Source organism: Paenirhizobium cremeum (assembly GCF_022884085.1).
Classification (GTDB): Bacteria; Pseudomonadota; Alphaproteobacteria; order Rhizobiales; family Rhizobiaceae; genus Allorhizobium; species Allorhizobium cremeum.
In genome coordinates this window covers 58,628-77,743 of record NZ_JAGGCS010000018.1, presented here as the reverse complement: position 1 = coordinate 77,743, position 19,116 = coordinate 58,628, and the positions used below count along the sequence as shown (strand labels likewise).

The following is a 19,116-nucleotide window of genomic DNA, read 5'->3' as shown; positions in this document are numbered from 1 at the left end:
CGGCGCGCGCCCTCAAACAGGAGAATCTTTCAAATGGCGCATGACGATCCCTTCACCCTCGACATGTTCGGCTCAAGCGCGCTGTCGTCCGGGTTCGGCCTCGGTGTCACCGCCTTCGGTGGTTTCGCACCGGAGCCGGCGAATGACGACGATCCCGATCCGACGCCGCCGGCGCCCGCACCGGCGATGCCGCGCGCAGCCCCGCGAAAGCCTGCCGTCCGCAAACAAGGCGATCGCACCAACTTCTATCTCGAAGACGGCGAGGATCGTGGTCTCGCCGCATCCTGGAAGGAGCGGGCGAGGATGAACGTCGCGGCCATCCTGATCGCCAGCGAGATCGAGAAGCTCGACATTCCGGTGACCCGCGAGCAGCAGAAGAGACTGATCCGCTTCACCGGATTCGGCGCTGGCGAATTGGCCAATGGCATGTTCCGCCGGCCGGGCGAAGTCGAATTCCGGGAGGGCTGGGACGATCTCGGCTCGTCGCTCGAGAATGCAGTGTCCGAGAGCGACTATTCCAGCCTGTCGCGTTGCACGCAGTATGCCCATTTCACGCCGGAATTCATCATCCGGGCGATCTGGGCAGGTTTGCAGCGCTTGGGCTGGCGCGGCGGTCGTGTGCTGGAGCCGGGCATTGGCACGGGGCTGTTTCCGGCGCTGAAGCCGGAGGAATATCGCGACAGGAGCTATGTGACCGGGATCGAGCTCGATCCTGTCACCGCGCGTATCGCGCGGCTGCTTCAACCGAAGGCCCGGATCATCGAGGGCGATTTCGCGCGCACCGAGCTTGCGCCGATCTACGATCTCGCCATCGGCAATCCACCGTTTTCCGATCGCACCGTGCGTTCCGACCGGCAATATCGCTCGCTCGGTCTGCGCCTGCACGACTACTTCATCGCGAAGTCCATCGACCTGCTGAAACCCGGCGCTTTCGCCGCCTTCGTCACCAGTTCCGGTACGATGGACAAGGCCGACGCGACCGCCCGCGAGCATATCGCCAAATCCGCCGACCTGATCGCGGCGATCCGCCTGCCCGAAGGCAGTTTCCGGCGCGACGCCGGCACGGACGTGGTGGTCGACATCCTGTTCTTCCGCAAACGCAAGGCGGGCGAACGGACAAGTGATCTCGCCTGGCTCGATCTGGAGGAGGTGCGGGCCGCAACGCAAGACGAGGGCGCGATCCGCGTCAATCGCTGGTTCGCGCGCCATCCCGATTTCGTGCTCGGCGACCACGCACTGACATCTGGCCCGTGCGGCGAGACCTATACATGCCGACCGCGTGCCTGCGAAGACCTTGAGGCGGTGCTGCAGCGGGCCATCCTCCTACTTCCCGAAGGCCGCTACGACGGCGAGCCGACCGAGATCGACATCGACCTCGAAACCGAGCTTGGTGAGATCGTCGATCTCCGTCCCCGATCCGAACAGGTTCGCGAAGGCAGCTTCTTCATCGACAACCGCCATGGCCTCATGCAGATGGTCGATGGCGCGCCGGTTCAGATCAAGGTCCGCAAGGGCCGCTCCACCGAAGGCATTCCGGAAAAGCATGTCCGCATCATCCACAAGCTGATCCCGGTCCGCGATGCCGTGCGCGAGGTGCTGAAGGCCCAAGAGCAGGATCGCCCGTGGCGGGATATGCAGGTGCGTTTGCGCATCGCCTGGTCGTCCTTCGTCCGCGATTTCGGTCCGATCAACCACACCACGGTTTCCATCACCGAGAATGACGAAACCGGAGAAGTGCGTGAGGTTCACCGCCAGCCGAACCTTGCACCCTTCCGCGACGACCCCGATTGCTGGCTGGTCGCCTCGATCGAGGATTACGACCTCGAGACCGACACGGCGCGGCCGGGTCCGATCTTCTCCGAACGGGTGATCTCGCCGCCGGTCTCGCCTGACATCACCAGCGCCGCGGACGCGCTGGCCGTGGTTCTGAACGAACGCGGCCGCGTCGATATCGAGCACATCGCTGAGCTGCTGCACCGAGACGTGCAAGCTGTCATCGCCGAACTGGGCGACGCCATCTTCCGCGATCCGGCCGACGGTTCCTGGCAGACCTCGGATGCCTATCTCTCCGGTCCGGTCCGCACGAAGCTTGCCGGGGCGGAGGCGGCCGCCGAACTCGACGCGGAGTTCCGGCGCAATGTCGTCGCGCTTCAGGCGGTGCAGCCCGCTGATCTCGGTCCATCGGACATCACAGCGCGCCTCGGTGCACCATGGATCCCTGCCTCCGACGTCGTTGCCTTCGTGCGTGAGATGATGGGTGCGGAAATCCGCATCCATCATATGCCGGAACTGGGGTCATGGACGGTTGAGGCAAGGCAGCTTGGCTATACGGCCGCCGGCACGTCAGAATGGGGCACCAGCCGCCGCGACGCCGGCGAACTGCTCGCCGATGCGCTGAACTCCCGCGTGCCGCAGATCTTCGACACGATCAAGGAGGCCGGCGGTGAGCGCCGGGTGCTGAACGTCATCGACACGGAAGCAGCGCGCGACAAGCTGCAGAAGATCAGGCAAGCCTTCCAGACCTGGGTCTGGACCGATCCGGATCGCACCGACCGGCTGGCGCGGGTCTACAACGACCGCTTCAACAACATCGCGCCGAGGAAATTCGACGGCTCGCATCTCCAGCTTCCGGGCGCCTCAGGCGCCTTTACTCTTTATGGCCACCAGAAACGCGGCATCTGGCGGATCATCTCTTCCGGCTCGACTTATCTTGCGCATGCCGTTGGCGCCGGCAAGACCATGACCATGGCGGCAAGCATCATGGAGCAGCGCCGCCTCGGGCTGATCGCCAAGGCGATGCTGGTCGTGCCCGGTCATTGCCTGGCGCAGGCGGGAAGAGAATTCCTGGCGCTCTACCCGTCGGCCAATATTCTCGTCGCCGACGAGACCAATTTTACCAAAGACAAGCGTCAGCGTTTCCTGTCGCGGGCCGCGACCGCCGTCTGGGATGCGATCATCATCACCCATTCGGCGTTCAGGTTCATCGGCGTGCCCTCGGCGTTCGAGCAACAGATGATCCAGGACGAGCTGCAGCTCTATGAGGATCTGCTGGTGAAGGTCGATGCCGAGGATCGGGTGTCGCGCAAACGGCTGGAACGGCTGAAGGAGGGTCTGCAGGAGCGCCTCGAAGCCTTGTCCACCCGCAAGGACGATCTCCTGACGATTTCGGAGATGGGCGTCGACCAGATTGTCGTCGACGAGGCGCAGGAATTCCGCAAGCTCTCCTTCGCCACCAATATGTCGACACTGAAGGGGATCGACCCGAACGGCTCGCAGAAGGCCTGGGATCTCTATGTGAAGAGCCGTTTCATCGAGACGAAGAATCCGGGCCGCGCCCTGGTGCTGGCGTCGGGCACCCCGATCACCAACACGCTGGGCGAAATGTTCTCGATCCAGCGGCTGCTCGGTCATGAGGCTTTACGCGAACGGGGCTTGCACGAGTTCGATGCCTGGGCGAGCAATTTCGGCGACGAGAAGACGGAGCTGGAATTGCAACCGTCCGGCAAATACAAGCCGGTGAGCCGCTTCGCGTCCTTCGTGAATGTGCCCGAACTGATCGCCATGTTCCGCGCCTTCGCCGATGTGGTGATGCCGGAGGACCTGAAGGCCTATGTGAAGGTGCCGGAGATCGCCACCGGCAAGCGGCAGATTCTCACCGCCGCACCGACACCCGCCTTCAAGGCCTATCAACAGATCCTGGAAACCCGCATCAAGGCCATCGAGGAGCGCGACCGTCCACCCGAGCCCGGTGACGACATCCTGCTTTCCGTCATCACCGACGGACGCCATGCGGCGATCGACCTGCGTCTGGTCATGCCTGACATGGATGACGAGCCGGAGAACAAGCTCAATCTTCTCATCCGCAATGCCCACCGGATCTGGCAGGAAACTGCGCAGAACAGCTATGTCCGCCCGGACGGCAAGGCATACGAACTGCCCGGCGCCGCGCAAATGATCTTTTCCGATCTCGGCACGATCAATGTCGAAAAGGCGCGCGGCTTCTCGGCCTATCGCTGGATCCGCGACGAGCTGATCCGCATGGGCGTGCCGGCATCGGAAATCGCCTTCATGCAGGACTACAAGAAGACGGAAGCGAAGCAGCGCCTGTTCGGCGATGTGCGCGCCGGAAGAGTCCGCTTCCTCATCGGCAGTTCCGAAACCATGGGCACGGGTGTCAATGCGCAGCTTCGTCTGAAGGCGCTGCATCACCTCGATGTGCCCTGGCTGCCGTCGCAGATCGAGCAGCGCGAGGGCCGGATCGTCCGCCAGGGCAACCAGCATGACGGCGTCGATATCTACGCCTATGCCACGCAAGGTTCGCTCGACGCGACGATGTGGCAGCAGAACGAGCGCAAGGCCCGCTTCATCGCCGCCGCCCTTTCCGGCGATACCTCGATCCGCAGGCTCGAAGACCTGAATGAAGGCCAGGCGAACCAGTTCGCCATGGCGAAAGCGATTGCCAGTGGTGATGAGCGCCTGATGCACAAAGCGGGACTTGAAGCCGACATCGCCCGTCTGGAACGGTTGCGCGCCGCCCATGATGACGATCTCTTCGCAGTCCGCCGGCAGATCCGCGACGCGGAGCGCGAGATCGAAACGGCGACCCGCCGCATCCGTGAAATCGCCCAGGATATCGAACGCCGAGTTCTGACGTCAGGCGACGCCTTCGCGATGACCGTGATGGGCAAGCCGTTCATGGAGCGGAAAGACGCCGGTCGGGCGTTGATGAAGGAAATCCTCACCCTCGTCCAGCTCAGCCAGGAAGGCGAGCTTCATATCGCCTCGATCGGCGGCTTCGATCTCGTCTATGACGGCGAGCGTTTTGGCCGCGGTGACAATTACCACTACCAGACGCTGCTCCAGCGGACGGGTGCGGATTACGAGATCGAATTGCCGGTCACCGTCACACCGCTCGGCGCGGTCTCCCGCCTCGAGCACGCGCTCAGCGGTTTCGAGGAGGAGCGGGATCGTTATCGCCAGCGCCTGGAAGAGTATCAGCGACGGCTGACCTCCTACCGGTCGCGGCAGGGCGGCGCCTTTGCCTTTGCCGACGAGCTGGCGGAGAAGCGCAGGGCGTTGCGGGAGGTGGAGGAGGCGCTTGCCGCCGACGCGCGTGATGGACTGCAGGCGGCCTGAACGGCCGTATCACGCCGATTTTGAATGCACCGCAGCATCTGCATAGCTGCATTGCGCAAAAAGTGGTATGCGATTGGTCAGAAAAAGGGCATGTTGCCTATAGCTGATGCACATGGCGGTCACTCCTCCCAGTTCCGCCGCACCAGCTGTTCCCCTCTGGAGGTTTATTGACCTTCACACTTTAAAGGGCCGCGGCTTCCGCTGGCCCTCTTTTTTTATCAGGGCAACCTCTTCCACCGGCGATGAGTGGTTCACGCCTGCCCCTGCTCAACGATATGATCCAGCATGTCGCGAATAAAGACGCTTGGGTAGACGGCGAAGCGGTCCCCATTTGCGTTCGTGACGATGCCGTCGAAACGCAGGAACCTTTCCCTCAAACCGCGCCTGACGATCGAAAACACTGGCGATCCGCTCAACCCGTCGGGGTCGACACTGTCTCGTGTTGATCGTTTGTGTTTGACGAAGATGTTCCTGTGTTCAGTATCCAGCAGCTGCGGCCCTGCCGCTTCCAGATCCTGCCTGATCCATCGCATGGTGAAATTGGAAAGCCTCGTTGGGTCGTCAGGGTCGAGCTCAATGATGTTTGAACTGGTGGGATAACCGATCAGGAACGAGTAATCGACCGCAACGTGTTCCGCGTCCGACCAGAGCACCTCGGTCAGATCGAGATGGACAGTTCGCGCAGGTTCGTGCCCGAACGCGAAAAATATCAGATCCCGGAGTGACTGATGATCCGGATTTTCGACGACAGGGATATGCAGGTTGGTTGGCGGAATTGCGAGGTTCTGGCCTGCGCTCTTCACGACAACGACAAATTTCTCTGCCGGAGGCGCGCCGACCGAGACGTCCGTTTGATGAGCCGTCGAGATCGCTACGCTCGCACCCCGATATCTGCCGAGAAAGGCTGAGCCGAAGAACCTTAGCTCGTAGACCTCGTCGGCTGTCGAAAACAAGGCGGGGCGAACAAAGCGGTGCATCGCGTCGGGCGCGTTCTTGAACGGGATGAAGGTTCCGTTGATGCATACGCTCATGTTCGCTTGGGCCAAAGCCCATGTCGGTATCGTCACTCAAGTCTCCTTCCGCAACCCGTCGCTGTCGCCGTTGAAAGGTCGGAAGGAAAGGTTCTAGAGGAAAAAGAAAAGGTGGGAAGAGGGAGTACTCGCAGATCGGCCCTCCCGTCGACGCTCTCGCTCAACCGCCCCCTCCTCACCCCTGTCCGTCGTTCTCGCAAAGCTTTGCTCCGCTCGCCCTGACGGGCAGGGCCGCTCGGGCGCAGTTGCGCCGGTCTGTCCGCTCTGCGGTCCGGGAAGTGTCTTCGGAAAAACTGAAGACGGAAGGGGTGGCAACCGCCGCTCCGGAATCCTTAAAGGAGCAAATCCCATGCAGATCCTCAAACTCGACCCGCGTGCGCTGAAGGACAATCCCGACGACGCCCGCCGCTCGAAATCATCGCCGCAGGCGGATGCGCTGCTGCTGGCGACGGTGAAAGCTGTCGGCATAATCCAGCCGCCGGTCATTTCGCCCGAAACCGATGGCGGCAACGGCTACATCATCCAGGCCGGCCACCGCCGCGTCAAACAGGCGATCGCCGCCGGCCTCGAGGAGATCGAGGTGCTGGTGACCGATGCGGCCAACGACAATGGCGCAATGCGCTCTATGATCGAAAACATCGCGCGGGAGCCGCTTAACGCGATCGACCAATGGCGCGGCACGGAACGGCTTGTGGCCCTCGGCTGGACCGAGGAGGCGATCGCCATGGCGCTGGCATTGCCGGTTCGCCAGATCCGCAAGCTCCGGCTTCTCGCCAACGTGCTTCCCGCGATGCTCGACCAGATGGCCAAGGGCGACATGCCCAACGAACAGCAGTTGCGCACCATCGCGGCAGCCGCGATCGACGAGCAGAAGGAAGTCTGGAAGGCCAATAAGCCGAAGAAGGGCGACACGGCGGCCTGGTGGCAGATTGCCAATGCCCTGTCGAAGACCCGCATGTATGCACGCGACGCCAGTTTCGGCGACGATCTGCGTGCGGCCTATGGCATCGAGTGGGCGGAAGACCTGTTCGGGCCCGCCGACGAGGACAATCGCTACACCACCAATGTCGAGGCCTTCCTCGGCGCCCAGCAGGAATGGATGACGGCGAACCTTCCGAAGAAGGGCGCGATCGTCGAGGCGAACTCCTGGGGCCAGCCGGAACTGCCGAAGAAGGCCGAGCGTGTCTACGGCAAACCTTCCAAGTCCGACCACGTTGCCATGTATCTCGACCGCGACGGCAAGGTGCAGTCGGTCGCCTTCCGCATGCCCGAGGACAAGAACAAGGCCAAGGGCGGCACGTCGGCCGTCGCCGGGCAGGACAACGTTCATGACGGCTCGATCGTGGATGCGCCGAAGCCGCGTCCCGACGTCACGCAGAAGGGCCTGGACATGATCGGCGACTTTCGCACCGATGCGCTGCATGAGGCGCTCAGCCGGGCGCCGATCGAGGACGATATGCTCATCGCGCTGCTGGTGCTTGCCTTTGCCGGTCAGAATGTCCGGGTCGACAGCGGCGCCGGCGATACCGTGTTCGGCAAGCGGTTCACGCGTCACGCTGCGACCCTCTTTTCCGAGGACGGCAGGCTCGCCTTCGACATGGAGACGGTGCGGGTGGCGGCGCGCTCGGTGCTGATCGACGTGCTCTCGTGCCGGCGCGGGATGTCGAACAGCGGCATCGTTTCCCGCATCGCCGGCGACGTCATCGGCGCCGACGGTTACCTGCCGAACATGGGCTCGGAGGATTTCCTGCTGTGCCTGTCGCGGCAGGCTCTTGAGAAGGCGGCGGGCGAGGCGAACGTGCTGCCGCGCCCGCGGGTGCGGGAGACCCGCGCGGCCCTGGTCGAGCACTTCAAAGACGGGCACTTCGTCCATGCGTCGGCGCTCTTCGCGCCGGATCCTGAAGGTGTCGCCGATCTGATCAGGCAGGGCGAGACGTTCGATGAGAGAGAGGCCGGCCTCGACGGAAACGAGGTCCTTGATCCGTTTGAGCGCACAGGCGATGGTCCCGGCCCCTTCGAGGATGCCCCCGAAGCGTCCGATGCCGATGAAGAGCAGGACGCCTATCGCGTCGCGGCGGAATAGCCGACCGCCTTTTCCCTCCCGAATGACGATCGCCGCCGGCCGCCCCGGCGGCGCTTTCGTTTCCATCAACCGCAGAACCGGAACTGGAGCTTTCTCATGTCCGCGTCCCTCATCTTCGATCTCGCCCCGATCGGCTCCCTCGTGTCCTGGTCGGACGGCACACCCCGCCCGCCGGAACGTTTCCACAAGAAGCTCGCCGCCTGGCAAACCAGAAACAGCCAGGGCAGGCTCATCCGCAAGGAAGGGCCGCGCAAGCTCGGCAGCTACACGTCGCCGGGGTATTTTACGCTCCATCAGGAGGACATCGGCGGCAAGTCCATGATCCTCGTCACCCTCCACCGGACCTTCGGGCTCGACTCCGATCTCACCTTCAAGGTCCTTGAGCGCCCGCGGCTCGGCGCAGTGCGCATCTTCAACCGCGCCGGCGAGACGCGCGAACTGCTCCACCTCGCTGAGGACCGGGAGGCTGCCGAGGCCTGGTTGCAGTCTCGTCGCTACCCGAGCGCCGTGCTCGAGGCGGTGACGCCCGAGGAAGCAGCCGCAAAGGCGGATGACGGGAGGATCGCGCCATGAACACGATGCCCATCCAATCGCAAACCCGGGAGGTCGATAGCGACGATATTGCTGGCGTGGAATTCGGCCGCGCTGAAGGCATGGCCGTTGCGCGGGTCGGCGATCTCGTTTTTGCCATGCTGCCATCCCGCGATGGCGGGCATCTGCTGGCGAGCGCCTGGCGCGTCTCGCGGCCGCTTGCCGCGCTCAGACGCGACGATTTCTATTCGTACCATGGCCCGGTCGAGGATGAGGCCGCATTCCGCGCGCGCATGATCGAGCAGGCCGAGCATAGTCGCGAGCTTCGGGCGCTCGCACGCCGGACTGTCCGCATTGCCTGCAATACGCCGTGGGGACCATCGCAAGGCGCCACGCTCTATGCGGAAGGTGTCGTCGCCCACACGACGGCAGGCCATGGCGGCTTCTCGCTTTCGCCCGAGCGAAACGCAAAAGTCCACCCGCTGCTTCGTTCGCGGGACGGCTTCTATGAGGAAGATTCTGCCTGGGCCGCCGTTGCCATTACCTTCCCCGACCTCTTCACCGGTTTCGAGCGGCGTTCGGCGGAAGCAACGATCAAGGATTGGCGGCCCGACGCCTGGGAGGCGATGTCCGGAACAATCCTCGCGCCTGGTGAATCTCATGTGAAGGACCGGCGCGCCTTCGAACGGGAACATGCCGGCGACTGGATCGTGATATCAGCACTTCACTCTTATCATCATCCCGGCATGACCGAGGTGATCGCCACCCGCGGCGGAAGACGTGATGCTCATGTCGAAGAACGGCGCTTCCTGGTTGCGTCCACCGAATACCAGGTCGGGCGGTTCGGCTTCGTCATTGACGCGGCGCGGCATGCCGCCTATGACGGCCCGTCGAGCTTCGTCACATGGACGGGGAGGACGAGGCCATGATGCCCTCCATCGATCGTCAGGCTCGGTTGCGCCGCATGGAAGAGGCCTGCCGGCAGACCCGGCACCAGCTCGCCATGATCGAGCGCCAGATCATCCGCAAAATGACGGCTTTGATTCCGTCGCTTGGGGCCCGCCGGCCGAGATATCGCCGTGGCAGGCCACCGGAACCGGACGCCTTCCTCGCCCGCTATCGTTCCAATCTCGCCGCCATCACCGCCGAGCGTCAGCCGGAGATCGATGCGCTCTCCCGCAAGCTCGCACGGCAGGAGGCCGCGATAGTCGCCTGTCGCGAAAGCCCCAGCGCCGCAAAGCTTCGAGCTCAAACACGGGGGGAGATCTAGCGCCATGGCGACGATCGGAAATCTCGAACGCGAGGCCGGTATCGGTCCGGCACCTCAGGAGCGCGCCGCCTTCTGGCGGCAGTTCCATCATCTGGACGGCAAGGCCTGCCTCGACGCCGGTGTGGCCGAGCTCAAGCGATTGATTGCCGCGAAAGCCGTCCGTGCCGACGGCGTGCCGGAAACGCGGCGGCGCCTGCCGAAGCGCGATCGGCTTCCGCCACTCACCCCCGAGCAGCAGGCGGCGCTGCAGGCCTATGCAGTGAGACACGGCCGGCGCTGGAAGAGCGTTCTAAACAATGTCTGGATTGGCGGCGCCCCCCATGACGATGGCGGGATCCTTCGGGGCTTACGCAATTCCCATGGCCCGAGCTGGCTGCAGTCCTACCGGCTGTCCGGCGCCGGTTCGGCGAACGCTGCGACCGCGGCGCCACCACTAAGCGCGGCCGGCGCTACGGATGACGAGGTGTAGCACTCTCATGGCCGACTTCCTTGTCCGCCATGGCATCTGGACCCGATCCCCCGGCCGGTCTGTCCTTCGGTTTTGCTGCGGTCTGAACCGTCGCCCGTCCGGTTCAAGGCCGCTTGCGCGCCGCGGGGCGGCCGGTCGTGCCGCTCGTCGCAAAGCAGGCACGCGGGGACGGCGCAGGACCATTGCTCCCGCTTGCCCGCATACCGTCTTTTCTCGATCTGGCCTGCCCGGACCCTGAACCGCCCGGCTGGCGCCGGTTCTCTTCGACCGCACCGAAGGACAGACCGGCCAGGGGGCCGGAACCGCTTCGGAAAGCCAGAAAAGGAAACCGTCATGGCAAAGCCCGCAAGCACCTCCCGTCAATCGAACCGCCCGGCCAACCGACCTTCAGCGCGCGTGGTGCAGCTCCGCAAGGGCGCCACACTCGAAATGGTCCGTCTCACATGCCCCGACGAAGGCCAGGCGCTCCGCATCGCCGAAAGTTTCGGCACCGCGATCCTCGACAGCGACGGCATCCGCGACATGCATGAACGCCTGATCGTCGAGACCGCCTCCGGCCTCTCCGAGGGCTTGGGCGAACGGGCAATGCAGATCCATCTTCAGCGTATCGTTGGCGCCTATGTCGGATCCGCCCATGGCGCCGGACAGTTCTATTCCCGTGCCGTCACCGAGGCGCGCGACGCCACCGCCAAGGGTGCGGGCGACGATCGCGAGGACGATCTCGGTCCGGTCGGCTATGACAGCAATGCGCAGCGCAAGCGAGAATTCGCCGCCGACATGGGCGTTCAGGCCCATGCGCTCCGCATGGCCGCCGAAGGTGCTGTCGCCGCCTACGAGCAGGTCGTCGGGGAGACCTGGAAGCCCTTCGACCGCCCGGTCGACAATCCAGGCGAGAAGCTCGATCGAAAGGCGGCCGAAGCGCAGATGTCGGCCTTCGACTGAGGCCATACCGGCGGAGCTTCGGCTCCGCCCATACCAATCCGCGAAGAGGCTGCCTTCCTCCGAAGCCGGCCTCTTCGCGTGACCGTTATCGCCGGCCGCCGGGAAAAGAGACGCAAAAAGGGAAAGAGATGGACGAGACGCCGCATCGCGGCCTCGTCCCGTTCGCCGGTCCTGCAGGAGCCGGCGGCAAGGCGCAACGGCTATCGCCGTCCTCCACCTTCGTTCCGGCCGTTCCGGTGCGCCTGCCGCCCGGTCGCTCCTGCCTTTGGCCCTTCGCGACGGGGCCGCGATCGGCGCGGCCTCCCCAACTCGGAGGTATGAGAACCATGAGCAGGAAATCGGAAAACACCCGCACGGACATCTACGCACGCATCACCGACAGGATCGTTGCCGATCTTGAGAAGGGTGTGCGTCCCTGGGTCAAGCCCTGGAACGCGGCCAATACGACAGGGCGCATTACGCGGCCGCTACGCCACAATGGTCTTCCGTATCAAGGCATCAACACGCTGCTTCTCTGGTCGGAAGCCGTGTCGCGAGGTTTCGTTTCGCCGACCTGGATGACCTTCAAGCAGAGCGTCGAACTGGGCGGGCACGTGCGCAAGGGCGAGACCGGTGCAACCGTCGTCTATGCCAGCCGGTTCACCAAAACCGAGACGGACGCCCATGGTGAGGAAGTGGAGCGCGGAATTCCCTTCCTGAAAGCCTATACGGTGTTCTGCGCGGACCAGATCGATGGACTTGCCGAACACTATTACCGCGCTTCGGCGCCGGCGCCCGATCCAGTCGAGCGGATTGCCCATGCGGACGCCTTTTTTGCCAATACCGGCGCTGTCATCCGGCACGGCGGCAGCCAGGCCTATTTCAATCCGGCGCTCGATATCGTACAAATGCCGCCATTCGAGAGTTTTCGCGACGCGCCGAGTTACTACGCGACGCTCGGTCATGAGCTAACCCATTGGACGGGCTCGGAAAACAGGCTTGATCGCGACCTCTCCCGCTACCACAAGGATCGCGCGTCCCGGGCCCATGAAGAGCTGATCGCCGACCTTGGCGGTTGCTTTTTGGCCGCCGACCTCGGCATTGTTCCGGAACTCGGGCCCAGGCCCGACCACGCAAGCTACCTTGCCAGCTGGCTCGAAATTCTGAAGAACGAGAAGCGGTTCATTTTCGCCGCGGCCGCGCATGCCCAGCGTGCGGTCAACTATCTGCACGAGCTTCAGCCGAGGCAAGAAACCGAACGGGAAGCGGCGTAAGGTCACGTCGTTTGTCACGGGAGAGGCCACGGGCCTCTTCCCACCAGCCGATCTTGTTTGCGCCACTACCCCCGATCAAGAGCTCTGGGGAAGGACAGGCTGTCACTGGTAATTGTCATTCAAGTGCATTACATTGTGATTGAAGACAGGAGATGCCTATGGCCGCAAACGCTCTCGTTCAAACTCGCATTGATGCCGACGTCAGGGATCGCGCCACCGCCGTATTGGAAGGGATGGGCCTGACAGTTTCGGACGCAGTGCGCATCCTCCTCACGCGCACCGCCAATGAAGGCGTATTGCCGCTGGAGCTTGTTTCCGGTGGTGAGGCGCATGATGCCTGGTTCAGGGCGAAGGTGCTGGAAGCCCTGGGCGATACTCGCCCGGACATCGCCGACGATGAGGCCGAAGCGCATTTTGCCAGGCGGCGAGCCGCCGCCCGCAGCGCCGGCGACGCGAAGTCGTGAAGCTGATGTGGTCGGCCTTCGCGATCTCCGATCGCGACGGCATATTCACGCATATTGAGGCGAATAATCCCGTCGCCGCGATCGCGATCGATGAACGGATCGCCAGCGCCGCACGCCGCCTTGTCGATTTCCCTGACAGTGGCCGTCCGGGCCGAGTTGCCGGAACACGCGAACTGGTCATCTCTGGCACACCTTATATATGCGCCTACGTGGTCACTGCCACGGCGATCCGTATCCTGCGCGTGCTGCATGGAGCGCAGCAGTGGCCCGACGTGCTCCCTGAAGGCTGAAGGTACCCGCTTCGCAAACGGTGCTAGTTGGAATACATCCCAGTAAGGCTGCTATCCTTCTCCTACAGCCGATATGCGGTGAAGCAGGGGAGAGCAACCGGTTGTTTCGCAGGGTAGACCGAGAACCTCCCTGACCGAGGTAGCCATCGTCGACCATGCCCGGTTTTCGATCGTAGTGCGATGATGATGCGACCGAAGACATTGGCTGTGGCTTCGAGGGCGGGAGCGGGCCAGAGCCATGACGTTGGACATGAGCATGGCGCCGAACGTTGCGCAGCCTGTTGGCGGATGATCGTCAGCTGAGGTTGCCGGTATCATGTTCCATCCGGCCGAGAGCAGGCCACACCGACGCGGACCTCGATGGATCTGGTGTGACCGAAGGACGCCTTCGTCTCGATCGCCTCGTCCGCAACAGCCGTCCGTGGCTTTCTTCCCCTGCGAACAGGTTCGCATTCCTCGCGCAACCAAGAAAGCCGCTCCCGGCCGTCCTCCACATGCGTTGCGGCCGCCAGGCGGTGCGGCGTCGATCGCCCCCGGTCTTTACACCGTCATCGAGGCCGCGATCGGCGCGGCCCGAACAACCGGAAAGGAACACGACCATGGCAGTCATCGGCGAATTCACCACCAACGGCAACAACTCGATCGTCGGCACGGTGCGCACGCTCACCGTGAGTATGAAGGCCCGCCTGAACCCGATCGAGCGCGTCTCGCGCGACGCTCCGGACTTCCGCATCACCGCCGGCAACGGCGTCGAAGTCGGCGCCGGCTGGAAGGCGGTCTCCAACGACGGCGAGGAATATATCTCGGTCAAGCTGGACGATCCGAGCTTCAATGCCCCGATCACCGCAGCCCTTTGGCCAAGCGAGACGGACGGCGAATACGCCCTCATCTGGAACCGCCCCAAGCGCGAGGCCTGAGACCAAATCCCGAAGAGCTCCGCCAGACACGGCGGGGCTCTTTTCTATGAAGTAAGTAAACCTCCACCTCCGGTGGAGGACTGGACGCGTTCTACATCGTAGTTGAGAGACCTCCGTGCTTGGACCGTTAGATTGGCCGAGACATAGAACGGAGGTTTTATGGACGAACGATCGCAATCGCACGCGACGTGGGACTGCAAGTACCATGTGGTGTTTTCAAGTAAGTACCGAACGAAACGCCTTTACGGGGACGTTCGGCGTGAACTGGGTGATCTTCTGCATACTCTTGCTCGACAAAAGGGTTGCGAGATCCGGGAAGGGCACCTGATGCCCGACCACGTGCACATGCTGATATCAATGCCGCCGAAATACTCGGTGTCGCATATCGTCGGTTTTTTGAAGGGTAAGACGGCAATTTACGTTGCCAACAAATACGCCCGCAAGCGCCGCTACAAGGGCTATCACTTTTGGGCGCGAGGGTACTTCGTGTCCACGGCTGGCTATGACGAGCAGGTCGTCAGACGTTACATCCGTAATCAGGAAAAGGTCGACAAAGCTTCCGACTTTGCCGACCTCTTTAATCGCAGCTACTAACTTATAGCAAAACCGCTTCTAGCGGTTCAAGCGCAGCGTTTCAAACCTCCACCTCTGGTGGAGGTCATGACTTTGTGTCGCATGATGAAGCCGGCCGCGGGCATCGAGCCCGCATCCAGGTTTTTTTTGGTGCCATACGGAGAGGAGAAGTCTGCTCAGAATGACCAATCGTGCCGGAGAGCCGGGAAAGCGTCGAAGCACGAGCGGTTCCCCCCAAAATGCTGGCGCATTTCGGCTCCCCCACACGCCGGCTCCGCCGGTCGCCCTTGGCGATGCTTGACCCTGTCCCGTCTCACCGACCGCGGACGTCGTCTTTCACGAAACGTCAAGGAGACGAACGATGACGATGTCCCTCGAAATGCAACGCGAAGAGCTTAAAGCCGAACTGAGGAGCGCCTGCGACGAAAGCGAGCGCCGCCAGATTGCGGCGGAGCTGGAGATCGTGTTGGCCGAACTTGCGGTCATCGAGGCCGAACAGGACGGCCGACTGGGCGCGGAGCCTCCTTTCTAGGAGGCTCTATTCTGCGTTCCCCCATGCGGCTCTTCTGCCTTAGCCGTTCAGCGAGTCCTTGACCGCCTTGCCCGGCGCAAACGTCAGCTTCTTCGACGCGGCAATCTTGATCGTGGCACCTGTCGCCGGATTGCGGCCGTCGCGCTCCGGCGTTTCCTTCACCTTGAATTTTCCGAAGGTAGGTATGGACGTCTCGGAGCCTGCCTGTGCCGCATCGGCAATCTGCTTGAACACGCTTTCGACGATCGCCTTGGCCTGCGCCTTGGTCAGGTTCTGCTCGGATGCGATCTTGTCGGCGATTTCGTTGGTCGTTGTCATGATTGGATGGTTCCCTCGTTCTGGTTTATCCATCCGGTATGATGAAGAAGACCGGGCAAGGATAGGGGTGAAGCTCGAGGCCTTCCCGCAATCCCCGCGCAAACAACAGGAAACATCGGGCTTGCGCGTTACGGTGCCCTCAATCGGTGAAAGCAACGTCGCGATAGCCACGTCTTCTTTTGGTCCGCTCCAGGCGTGAGAACACCTGCCTGGCGTCTCTCTCGCTGTCGAATGTCTCCATCATCGTCTGGCCGTTCGCTCCGATCCGACCCCAGTTGCGAATGACCGATGCGCCGCCAAAGAGCGTCGGCTGGATCGCCAGCGCATAGAAGCGCCGCATGTTCTGTGTTTCATCGATACGGTGAAGATGAACCGGGTCTGTTGCCTCTTTCTCCATGGCCGGATTGTCGCGTCCCAACGAAACGGCGTCCAACGACTTATTTGAATCAATGTGGGCTCATCGATTCATCTTTCTGATGTGTCTTCCGTCTTTAGAGATAGAGATAGAGAGGTGTTGGGCGAGGCGGCTTTGCCGCACGGCTCTATGCGCAAGCGCACCGAACCCGGCAAGCGGTTTCGTCCCGTGCGGGTCACGATCCTCTCGCATTGGCCAGCATCCGCGTCAGGTCGGGACATAAGGCAATCCAACTCAATCGGTCCCAACTCTCTGTTTCACGGGACTTCGGTCCCCCTATGAAACCTGTTCTCCCCAACGCAGGCCTTCATGTCCTCGCGCCTGAACCAGATGGCGCGTCCGCACCTGAGCGGCGGATTGCCCGACGTGAACACGATCTGTTCGTCGGCGCGCATGCGCAGGACCTCGTGCGGCAGGATCAACGGCCGGCGGCTGAGCTGCTTCGAGCGTGACCGCGACGATCCCTTCATGCCGGACGATCGATTGGTCTGGTCGACCTCGACGGTGGTGTCGCCGCAGCGCTTCGAGATGTAGTCGGCGGTATCGGGATCGTTGATTGCCGAAAACGAAATCCAGCTCGCGCTTTCGAACCATTTCGAGGTTGCGTCGCGGCCGCCATAGGCCTCTCGCATCTGGCCGATCGACTGGAAAATCATCGTCAGGGTGATGCCGTATTTGCGGCCGGCGTCGCGGGCGGTTTCGAGGATGCGCAGGTAGCCGAGGCGGGCCACCTCGTCGAGCAGGAAAAGCGTCCTCCCTTCGACGTTTCCGTTGCGATTGTAGATGGCGTTGAGCAGCGCGCCGATGACGACGCGCGCCAGGCCCGGATGGGCTTCGAGCACCTTGAGATCCAGCGCGATGAAGATGTCGGTTTCGCCGTCGGCGAGATCGTCGGTCGAGAATGTGTCGCCCGACACGAGCCCGGCATAGTTTGGATAGGAGAGCCAATGGGTCTCCTTCACCGCATTGGCATAGACCCCGGAAAACGTCTCCGGCGTCATGTTGACGAAGACGGAGACGTTCTCCTTCACGAAGTCGGATTGCGACTGTTCATAGATGCGCGTCAGGCGCTCGCGCAGTTTCGGCTCCGGCTCGGAGAGATTGGCGCGCACGCGCCTGAGTGTCTGGTCCTGCGCGTCGGTATGGCCGGACAGGCAGACATCGGCGATCAGCGCCGTCAGAAGCTGCATGGCCGAGGCCCGGAAGAAGTCGTCGCGGGCGGACGCGGTGCGCGCATTGTCGGTCATGATCCAGGTGGCGACGGCGACGATATCCTCTTCCCGGGTGTTGCCGTGGCGGCCGATCCAGTCCATCGCGTTGAAGCCGACACCGGATGCCGAGGGATCGAGAACGATCACCTTTCGGCCGGCCTTGCGACGGTGCTCGGCGACCATCGGCGCGACCTCGCTCGACGGGTCCAGGACCACAAGCCCGCCGCCCCATTTGAGCGCGGTCGGGATCGTCACCGATGTCGTCTTGAAACCGCCGGAGCCGGCAAAGACGATGCCGTGCGAGGAGCCGAAGGTGCCGTCGAAGCAAAGAAGCCGCGCCTTGCCGCCGGTCCCCCAGCTCAGCGGCTCGTCGGCGCGAAACGGCATGCCGGCGACGCTGTCCCTGTCGACGCGGTAGCGCTCGCCGATGACGATGCCGCCGGCCTCGGGGAAAAGCTTTGCCGCTTCCGGCAACTTCATCCAGTCGGCCTCGCCATGCACGGCGCGTTTGCCGACGATGCGGCGCGGCCCGGCTGGCGCGAAAGCGGCATTGCCTCTGATTGCCACACGCAGGGCGAAGATGCCGGTGAAGAGAGCCGCCGCCGCCCCCAGCATCGTCGCCGGGTCGGCATAGGCGAAGACGGATTGACCCGCCGGCACGCTGCCCGCGATGCCCGCAAGCCGAATTGTCTCGCGGATCGCCGCGACGGCGATCACCGCGCCGTTGCCGGCAAGCACGCTGAAGCCCGCCGCCTTGATGTTGACCGATCCGTTCGCGGCGAATAGAGCGATGACGCCGATGGCGGCCGCCGCGACATAGGGCAGGGCGATCCCGGCGCGGCCGATCATCAGCCTTGCCTCAGCGTTCGTTCCGAGGCTCGCAAGCTTGTGCTCGATGCCCGACGTTGCAAACATCGCGGCGAGCATGATTGTGGCCGGCAGGGCGAACAGCAGAAATCTATTCGCCGTCATGACCGAAGGCCTCCGCGCCGATCGCGGTCAGGCGCGACCGCTCCGCCTCATCGCCCCTGATCCGGCGTCCGGCGTCGATCAGCAGGCCGAGCAGCAGCGCGCGTTTCTCAAAGCGCAGCCCTGCCTTGACGATCAGGCCGCCAAGCTCGATTTTCTCGCGCGTGTCCTTCTTGCGCGCGTCCGTCGTCAGCGCTCTGGCCATCCGCTCAAGCCTCGCCAGGCCTGCCCGCAGCCGCGCCAGACGCGAGCGCCGCGGAGGCTTCACCGCCGGTCCTGCTCTCGTCAGCGCTTTTCTTCCCGGTCGCTTCGCCTTTGCCTGCGCGAAAGCGTTTCGCGATCTCCTCGAAGGCCGCCTGCAATGCGGCCTCCTCGATCTCGATGTCGCCGAGCCCGGCCTTCAGCGCCACCCTGCCGATCCGCTCGGCCTCGCGCGTCTCGGCGGCTTTCAGCTGGTCCTGCAATCTGGCGATTTCTTCCCTGATTTTCGATGACGGCTTCTTCATTCCGGTCGCATCTCCTGGTGGTCGTGGCGTTGCTTCAGCGACGCCCACTCTCTCCCGGATGCGCATCTTTGGAAATGTGCAGATCTGCACATCGGCAAAGCCGATACTTTGGGACATGATCCCGGCCGTTCCGAAGGAGCGGTTTCCAAAGGCGCAATTATACGTCGCGATGCGACGTGTTGCTTTCATGCCCTGGCGGGGCCGTG

Annotated in this window: 19 protein-coding genes; 13 read left to right on the top strand and 6 right to left on the bottom strand. The window is 63.1% G+C overall.

What is annotated here, in order from left to right; all coding sequences use genetic code 11:
- Positions 1 to 33: 33 nt before the first annotated feature.
- Positions 34 to 5,136: a lactate dehydrogenase gene (locus tag J5N58_RS23575; RefSeq protein WP_112831814.1), complete on the top strand. Its 5,103-nt coding sequence runs from the start codon at positions 34 to 36 to the stop codon at positions 5,134 to 5,136.
- A gap of 251 nt (positions 5,137 to 5,387) precedes the next feature.
- Here the strand turns inward: J5N58_RS23575 and J5N58_RS23570 are convergent, their stop codons facing one another.
- Complete coding sequence (locus J5N58_RS23570) at positions 5,388 to 6,203, bottom strand: hypothetical protein (RefSeq protein ID WP_162708405.1); 816 nt, start codon at positions 6,201 to 6,203, stop codon at positions 5,388 to 5,390.
- A gap of 313 nt (positions 6,204 to 6,516) precedes the next feature.
- On the opposite strand from J5N58_RS23570, the gene J5N58_RS23565 reads away from it, so the two are divergent.
- The 12 genes from J5N58_RS23565 (at position 6,517) to J5N58_RS23510 (ending at position 15,491) form a co-directional block, all read left to right on the top strand.
- Positions 6,517 to 8,250, top strand: a complete 1,734-nt coding sequence (locus J5N58_RS23565) for a ParB/RepB/Spo0J family partition protein (RefSeq protein WP_112831810.1) — start codon at positions 6,517 to 6,519, stop codon at positions 8,248 to 8,250.
- A 96-nt stretch (positions 8,251 to 8,346) separates the two neighbouring features.
- The gene (locus tag J5N58_RS23560; protein WP_112831808.1) at positions 8,347 to 8,823 is read left to right on the top strand and encodes a hypothetical protein; all 477 of its coding nucleotides are present in this window, start codon (positions 8,347 to 8,349) and stop codon (positions 8,821 to 8,823) included.
- On the top strand, positions 8,820 to 9,710 hold the full coding sequence (locus tag J5N58_RS23555) for a DUF7007 domain-containing protein (protein WP_112831807.1): 891 nt from the start codon (positions 8,820 to 8,822) through the stop codon (positions 9,708 to 9,710). The genes J5N58_RS23560 and J5N58_RS23555 overlap by 4 nt, the downstream gene beginning before the upstream one ends.
- The gene (locus J5N58_RS23550; RefSeq protein ID WP_112831805.1) at positions 9,707 to 10,051 is read left to right on the top strand and encodes a hypothetical protein; all 345 of its coding nucleotides are present in this window, start codon (positions 9,707 to 9,709) and stop codon (positions 10,049 to 10,051) included. The genes J5N58_RS23555 and J5N58_RS23550 overlap by 4 nt, the downstream gene beginning before the upstream one ends.
- A gap of 4 nt (positions 10,052 to 10,055) precedes the next feature.
- Positions 10,056 to 10,520, top strand: a complete 465-nt coding sequence (locus tag J5N58_RS23545; RefSeq protein ID WP_244713359.1) for a hypothetical protein — start codon at positions 10,056 to 10,058, stop codon at positions 10,518 to 10,520.
- Positions 10,521 to 10,853: 333 nt separating this feature from the next.
- Complete coding sequence (locus tag J5N58_RS23540) at positions 10,854 to 11,462, top strand: hypothetical protein (protein ID WP_112831803.1); 609 nt, start codon at positions 10,854 to 10,856, stop codon at positions 11,460 to 11,462.
- Between the two features lie 326 nt (positions 11,463 to 11,788).
- Positions 11,789 to 12,715 carry an ArdC family protein gene (locus J5N58_RS23535; RefSeq protein WP_112831829.1) on the top strand — a complete coding sequence of 309 codons (927 nt, stop codon included), beginning with the start codon at positions 11,789 to 11,791 and terminating at the stop codon, positions 12,713 to 12,715.
- Positions 12,716 to 12,873: 158 nt separating this feature from the next.
- Entirely contained in the window at positions 12,874 to 13,179 is a 306-nt protein-coding gene (locus J5N58_RS23530; protein ID WP_112831801.1) for a type II toxin-antitoxin system RelB/DinJ family antitoxin, read from the top strand.
- A complete protein-coding gene (locus J5N58_RS23525; protein WP_112831799.1) occupies positions 13,176 to 13,469 on the top strand; it encodes a type II toxin-antitoxin system RelE/ParE family toxin in 294 nt (97 codons plus the stop codon). Before J5N58_RS23530 ends, J5N58_RS23525 begins: the two co-directional genes overlap by 4 nt.
- Before the next feature lie 599 nt (positions 13,470 to 14,068).
- On the top strand, positions 14,069 to 14,386 hold the full coding sequence (locus tag J5N58_RS23520) for a DUF736 domain-containing protein (RefSeq protein WP_112831525.1): 318 nt from the start codon (positions 14,069 to 14,071) through the stop codon (positions 14,384 to 14,386).
- Positions 14,387 to 14,545: 159 nt separating this feature from the next.
- On the top strand, positions 14,546 to 14,980 hold the full coding sequence (tnpA, locus tag J5N58_RS23515) for an IS200/IS605 family transposase (protein ID WP_112831524.1): 435 nt from the start codon (positions 14,546 to 14,548) through the stop codon (positions 14,978 to 14,980).
- Between the two features lie 340 nt (positions 14,981 to 15,320).
- Positions 15,321 to 15,491, top strand: a complete 171-nt coding sequence (locus J5N58_RS23510; RefSeq protein ID WP_244713357.1) for a hypothetical protein — start codon at positions 15,321 to 15,323, stop codon at positions 15,489 to 15,491.
- 39 nt (positions 15,492 to 15,530) lie between these two features.
- Here J5N58_RS23510 and J5N58_RS23505 read toward each other — a convergent pair whose 3' ends face one another.
- From J5N58_RS23505 to traC, 5 genes are all read right to left on the bottom strand, one after another.
- Positions 15,531 to 15,809 (bottom strand): HU family DNA-binding protein, encoded by a 279-nt coding sequence (locus J5N58_RS23505; RefSeq protein ID WP_112831523.1) that lies wholly within the window; start codon positions 15,807 to 15,809, stop codon positions 15,531 to 15,533.
- 139 nt (positions 15,810 to 15,948) lie between these two features.
- The gene (locus J5N58_RS23500) at positions 15,949 to 16,206 is read right to left on the bottom strand and encodes a WGR domain-containing protein (RefSeq protein ID WP_112831531.1); all 258 of its coding nucleotides are present in this window, start codon (positions 16,204 to 16,206) and stop codon (positions 15,949 to 15,951) included.
- A gap of 275 nt (positions 16,207 to 16,481) precedes the next feature.
- Positions 16,482 to 18,407 carry a Ti-type conjugative transfer system protein TraG gene (gene traG / locus J5N58_RS23495; RefSeq protein ID WP_112831522.1) on the bottom strand — a complete coding sequence of 642 codons (1,926 nt, stop codon included), beginning with the start codon at positions 18,405 to 18,407 and terminating at the stop codon, positions 16,482 to 16,484.
- On the bottom strand, positions 18,394 to 18,609 hold the full coding sequence (gene traD, locus J5N58_RS23490; protein WP_162708394.1) for a type IV conjugative transfer system coupling protein TraD: 216 nt from the start codon (positions 18,607 to 18,609) through the stop codon (positions 18,394 to 18,396). The genes traG and traD overlap by 14 nt, the downstream gene beginning before the upstream one ends.
- 4 nt (positions 18,610 to 18,613) lie before the next feature.
- Complete coding sequence (gene traC, locus J5N58_RS23485; protein WP_112831521.1) at positions 18,614 to 18,910, bottom strand: conjugal transfer protein TraC; 297 nt, start codon at positions 18,908 to 18,910, stop codon at positions 18,614 to 18,616.
- Positions 18,911 to 19,116: the final 206 nt, after the last annotated feature.

Coding starts and splice junctions, on each gene's coding strand:
- J5N58_RS23540 (WP_112831803.1), top strand. CDS start 10,854: ATGGCAAAGCCCGCAAGCACCTCCCGTCAATCGAACCGCCCGGCCAAC.
- J5N58_RS23505 (WP_112831523.1), bottom strand. CDS start 15,809: ATGACAACGACCAACGAAATCGCCGACAAGATCGCATCCGAGCAGAAC.
- J5N58_RS23520 (WP_112831525.1), top strand. CDS start 14,069: ATGGCAGTCATCGGCGAATTCACCACCAACGGCAACAACTCGATCGTC.
- J5N58_RS23500 (WP_112831531.1), bottom strand. CDS start 16,206: ATGGAGAAAGAGGCAACAGACCCGGTTCATCTTCACCGTATCGATGAA.
- J5N58_RS23575 (WP_112831814.1), top strand. CDS start 34: ATGGCGCATGACGATCCCTTCACCCTCGACATGTTCGGCTCAAGCGCG.
- traC (WP_112831521.1), bottom strand. CDS start 18,910: ATGAAGAAGCCGTCATCGAAAATCAGGGAAGAAATCGCCAGATTGCAG.
- traD (WP_162708394.1), bottom strand. CDS start 18,609: ATGGCCAGAGCGCTGACGACGGACGCGCGCAAGAAGGACACGCGCGAG.
- J5N58_RS23535 (WP_112831829.1), top strand. CDS start 11,789: ATGAGCAGGAAATCGGAAAACACCCGCACGGACATCTACGCACGCATC.
- J5N58_RS23555 (WP_112831807.1), top strand. CDS start 8,820: ATGAACACGATGCCCATCCAATCGCAAACCCGGGAGGTCGATAGCGAC.
- traG (WP_112831522.1), bottom strand. CDS start 18,407: ATGACGGCGAATAGATTTCTGCTGTTCGCCCTGCCGGCCACAATCATG.
- J5N58_RS23560 (WP_112831808.1), top strand. CDS start 8,347: ATGTCCGCGTCCCTCATCTTCGATCTCGCCCCGATCGGCTCCCTCGTG.
- J5N58_RS23550 (WP_112831805.1), top strand. CDS start 9,707: ATGATGCCCTCCATCGATCGTCAGGCTCGGTTGCGCCGCATGGAAGAG.
- J5N58_RS23530 (WP_112831801.1), top strand. CDS start 12,874: ATGGCCGCAAACGCTCTCGTTCAAACTCGCATTGATGCCGACGTCAGG.
- J5N58_RS23510 (WP_244713357.1), top strand. CDS start 15,321: ATGACGATGTCCCTCGAAATGCAACGCGAAGAGCTTAAAGCCGAACTG.
- J5N58_RS23565 (WP_112831810.1), top strand. CDS start 6,517: ATGCAGATCCTCAAACTCGACCCGCGTGCGCTGAAGGACAATCCCGAC.
- tnpA (WP_112831524.1), top strand. CDS start 14,546: ATGGACGAACGATCGCAATCGCACGCGACGTGGGACTGCAAGTACCAT.
- J5N58_RS23545 (WP_244713359.1), top strand. CDS start 10,056: ATGGCGACGATCGGAAATCTCGAACGCGAGGCCGGTATCGGTCCGGCA.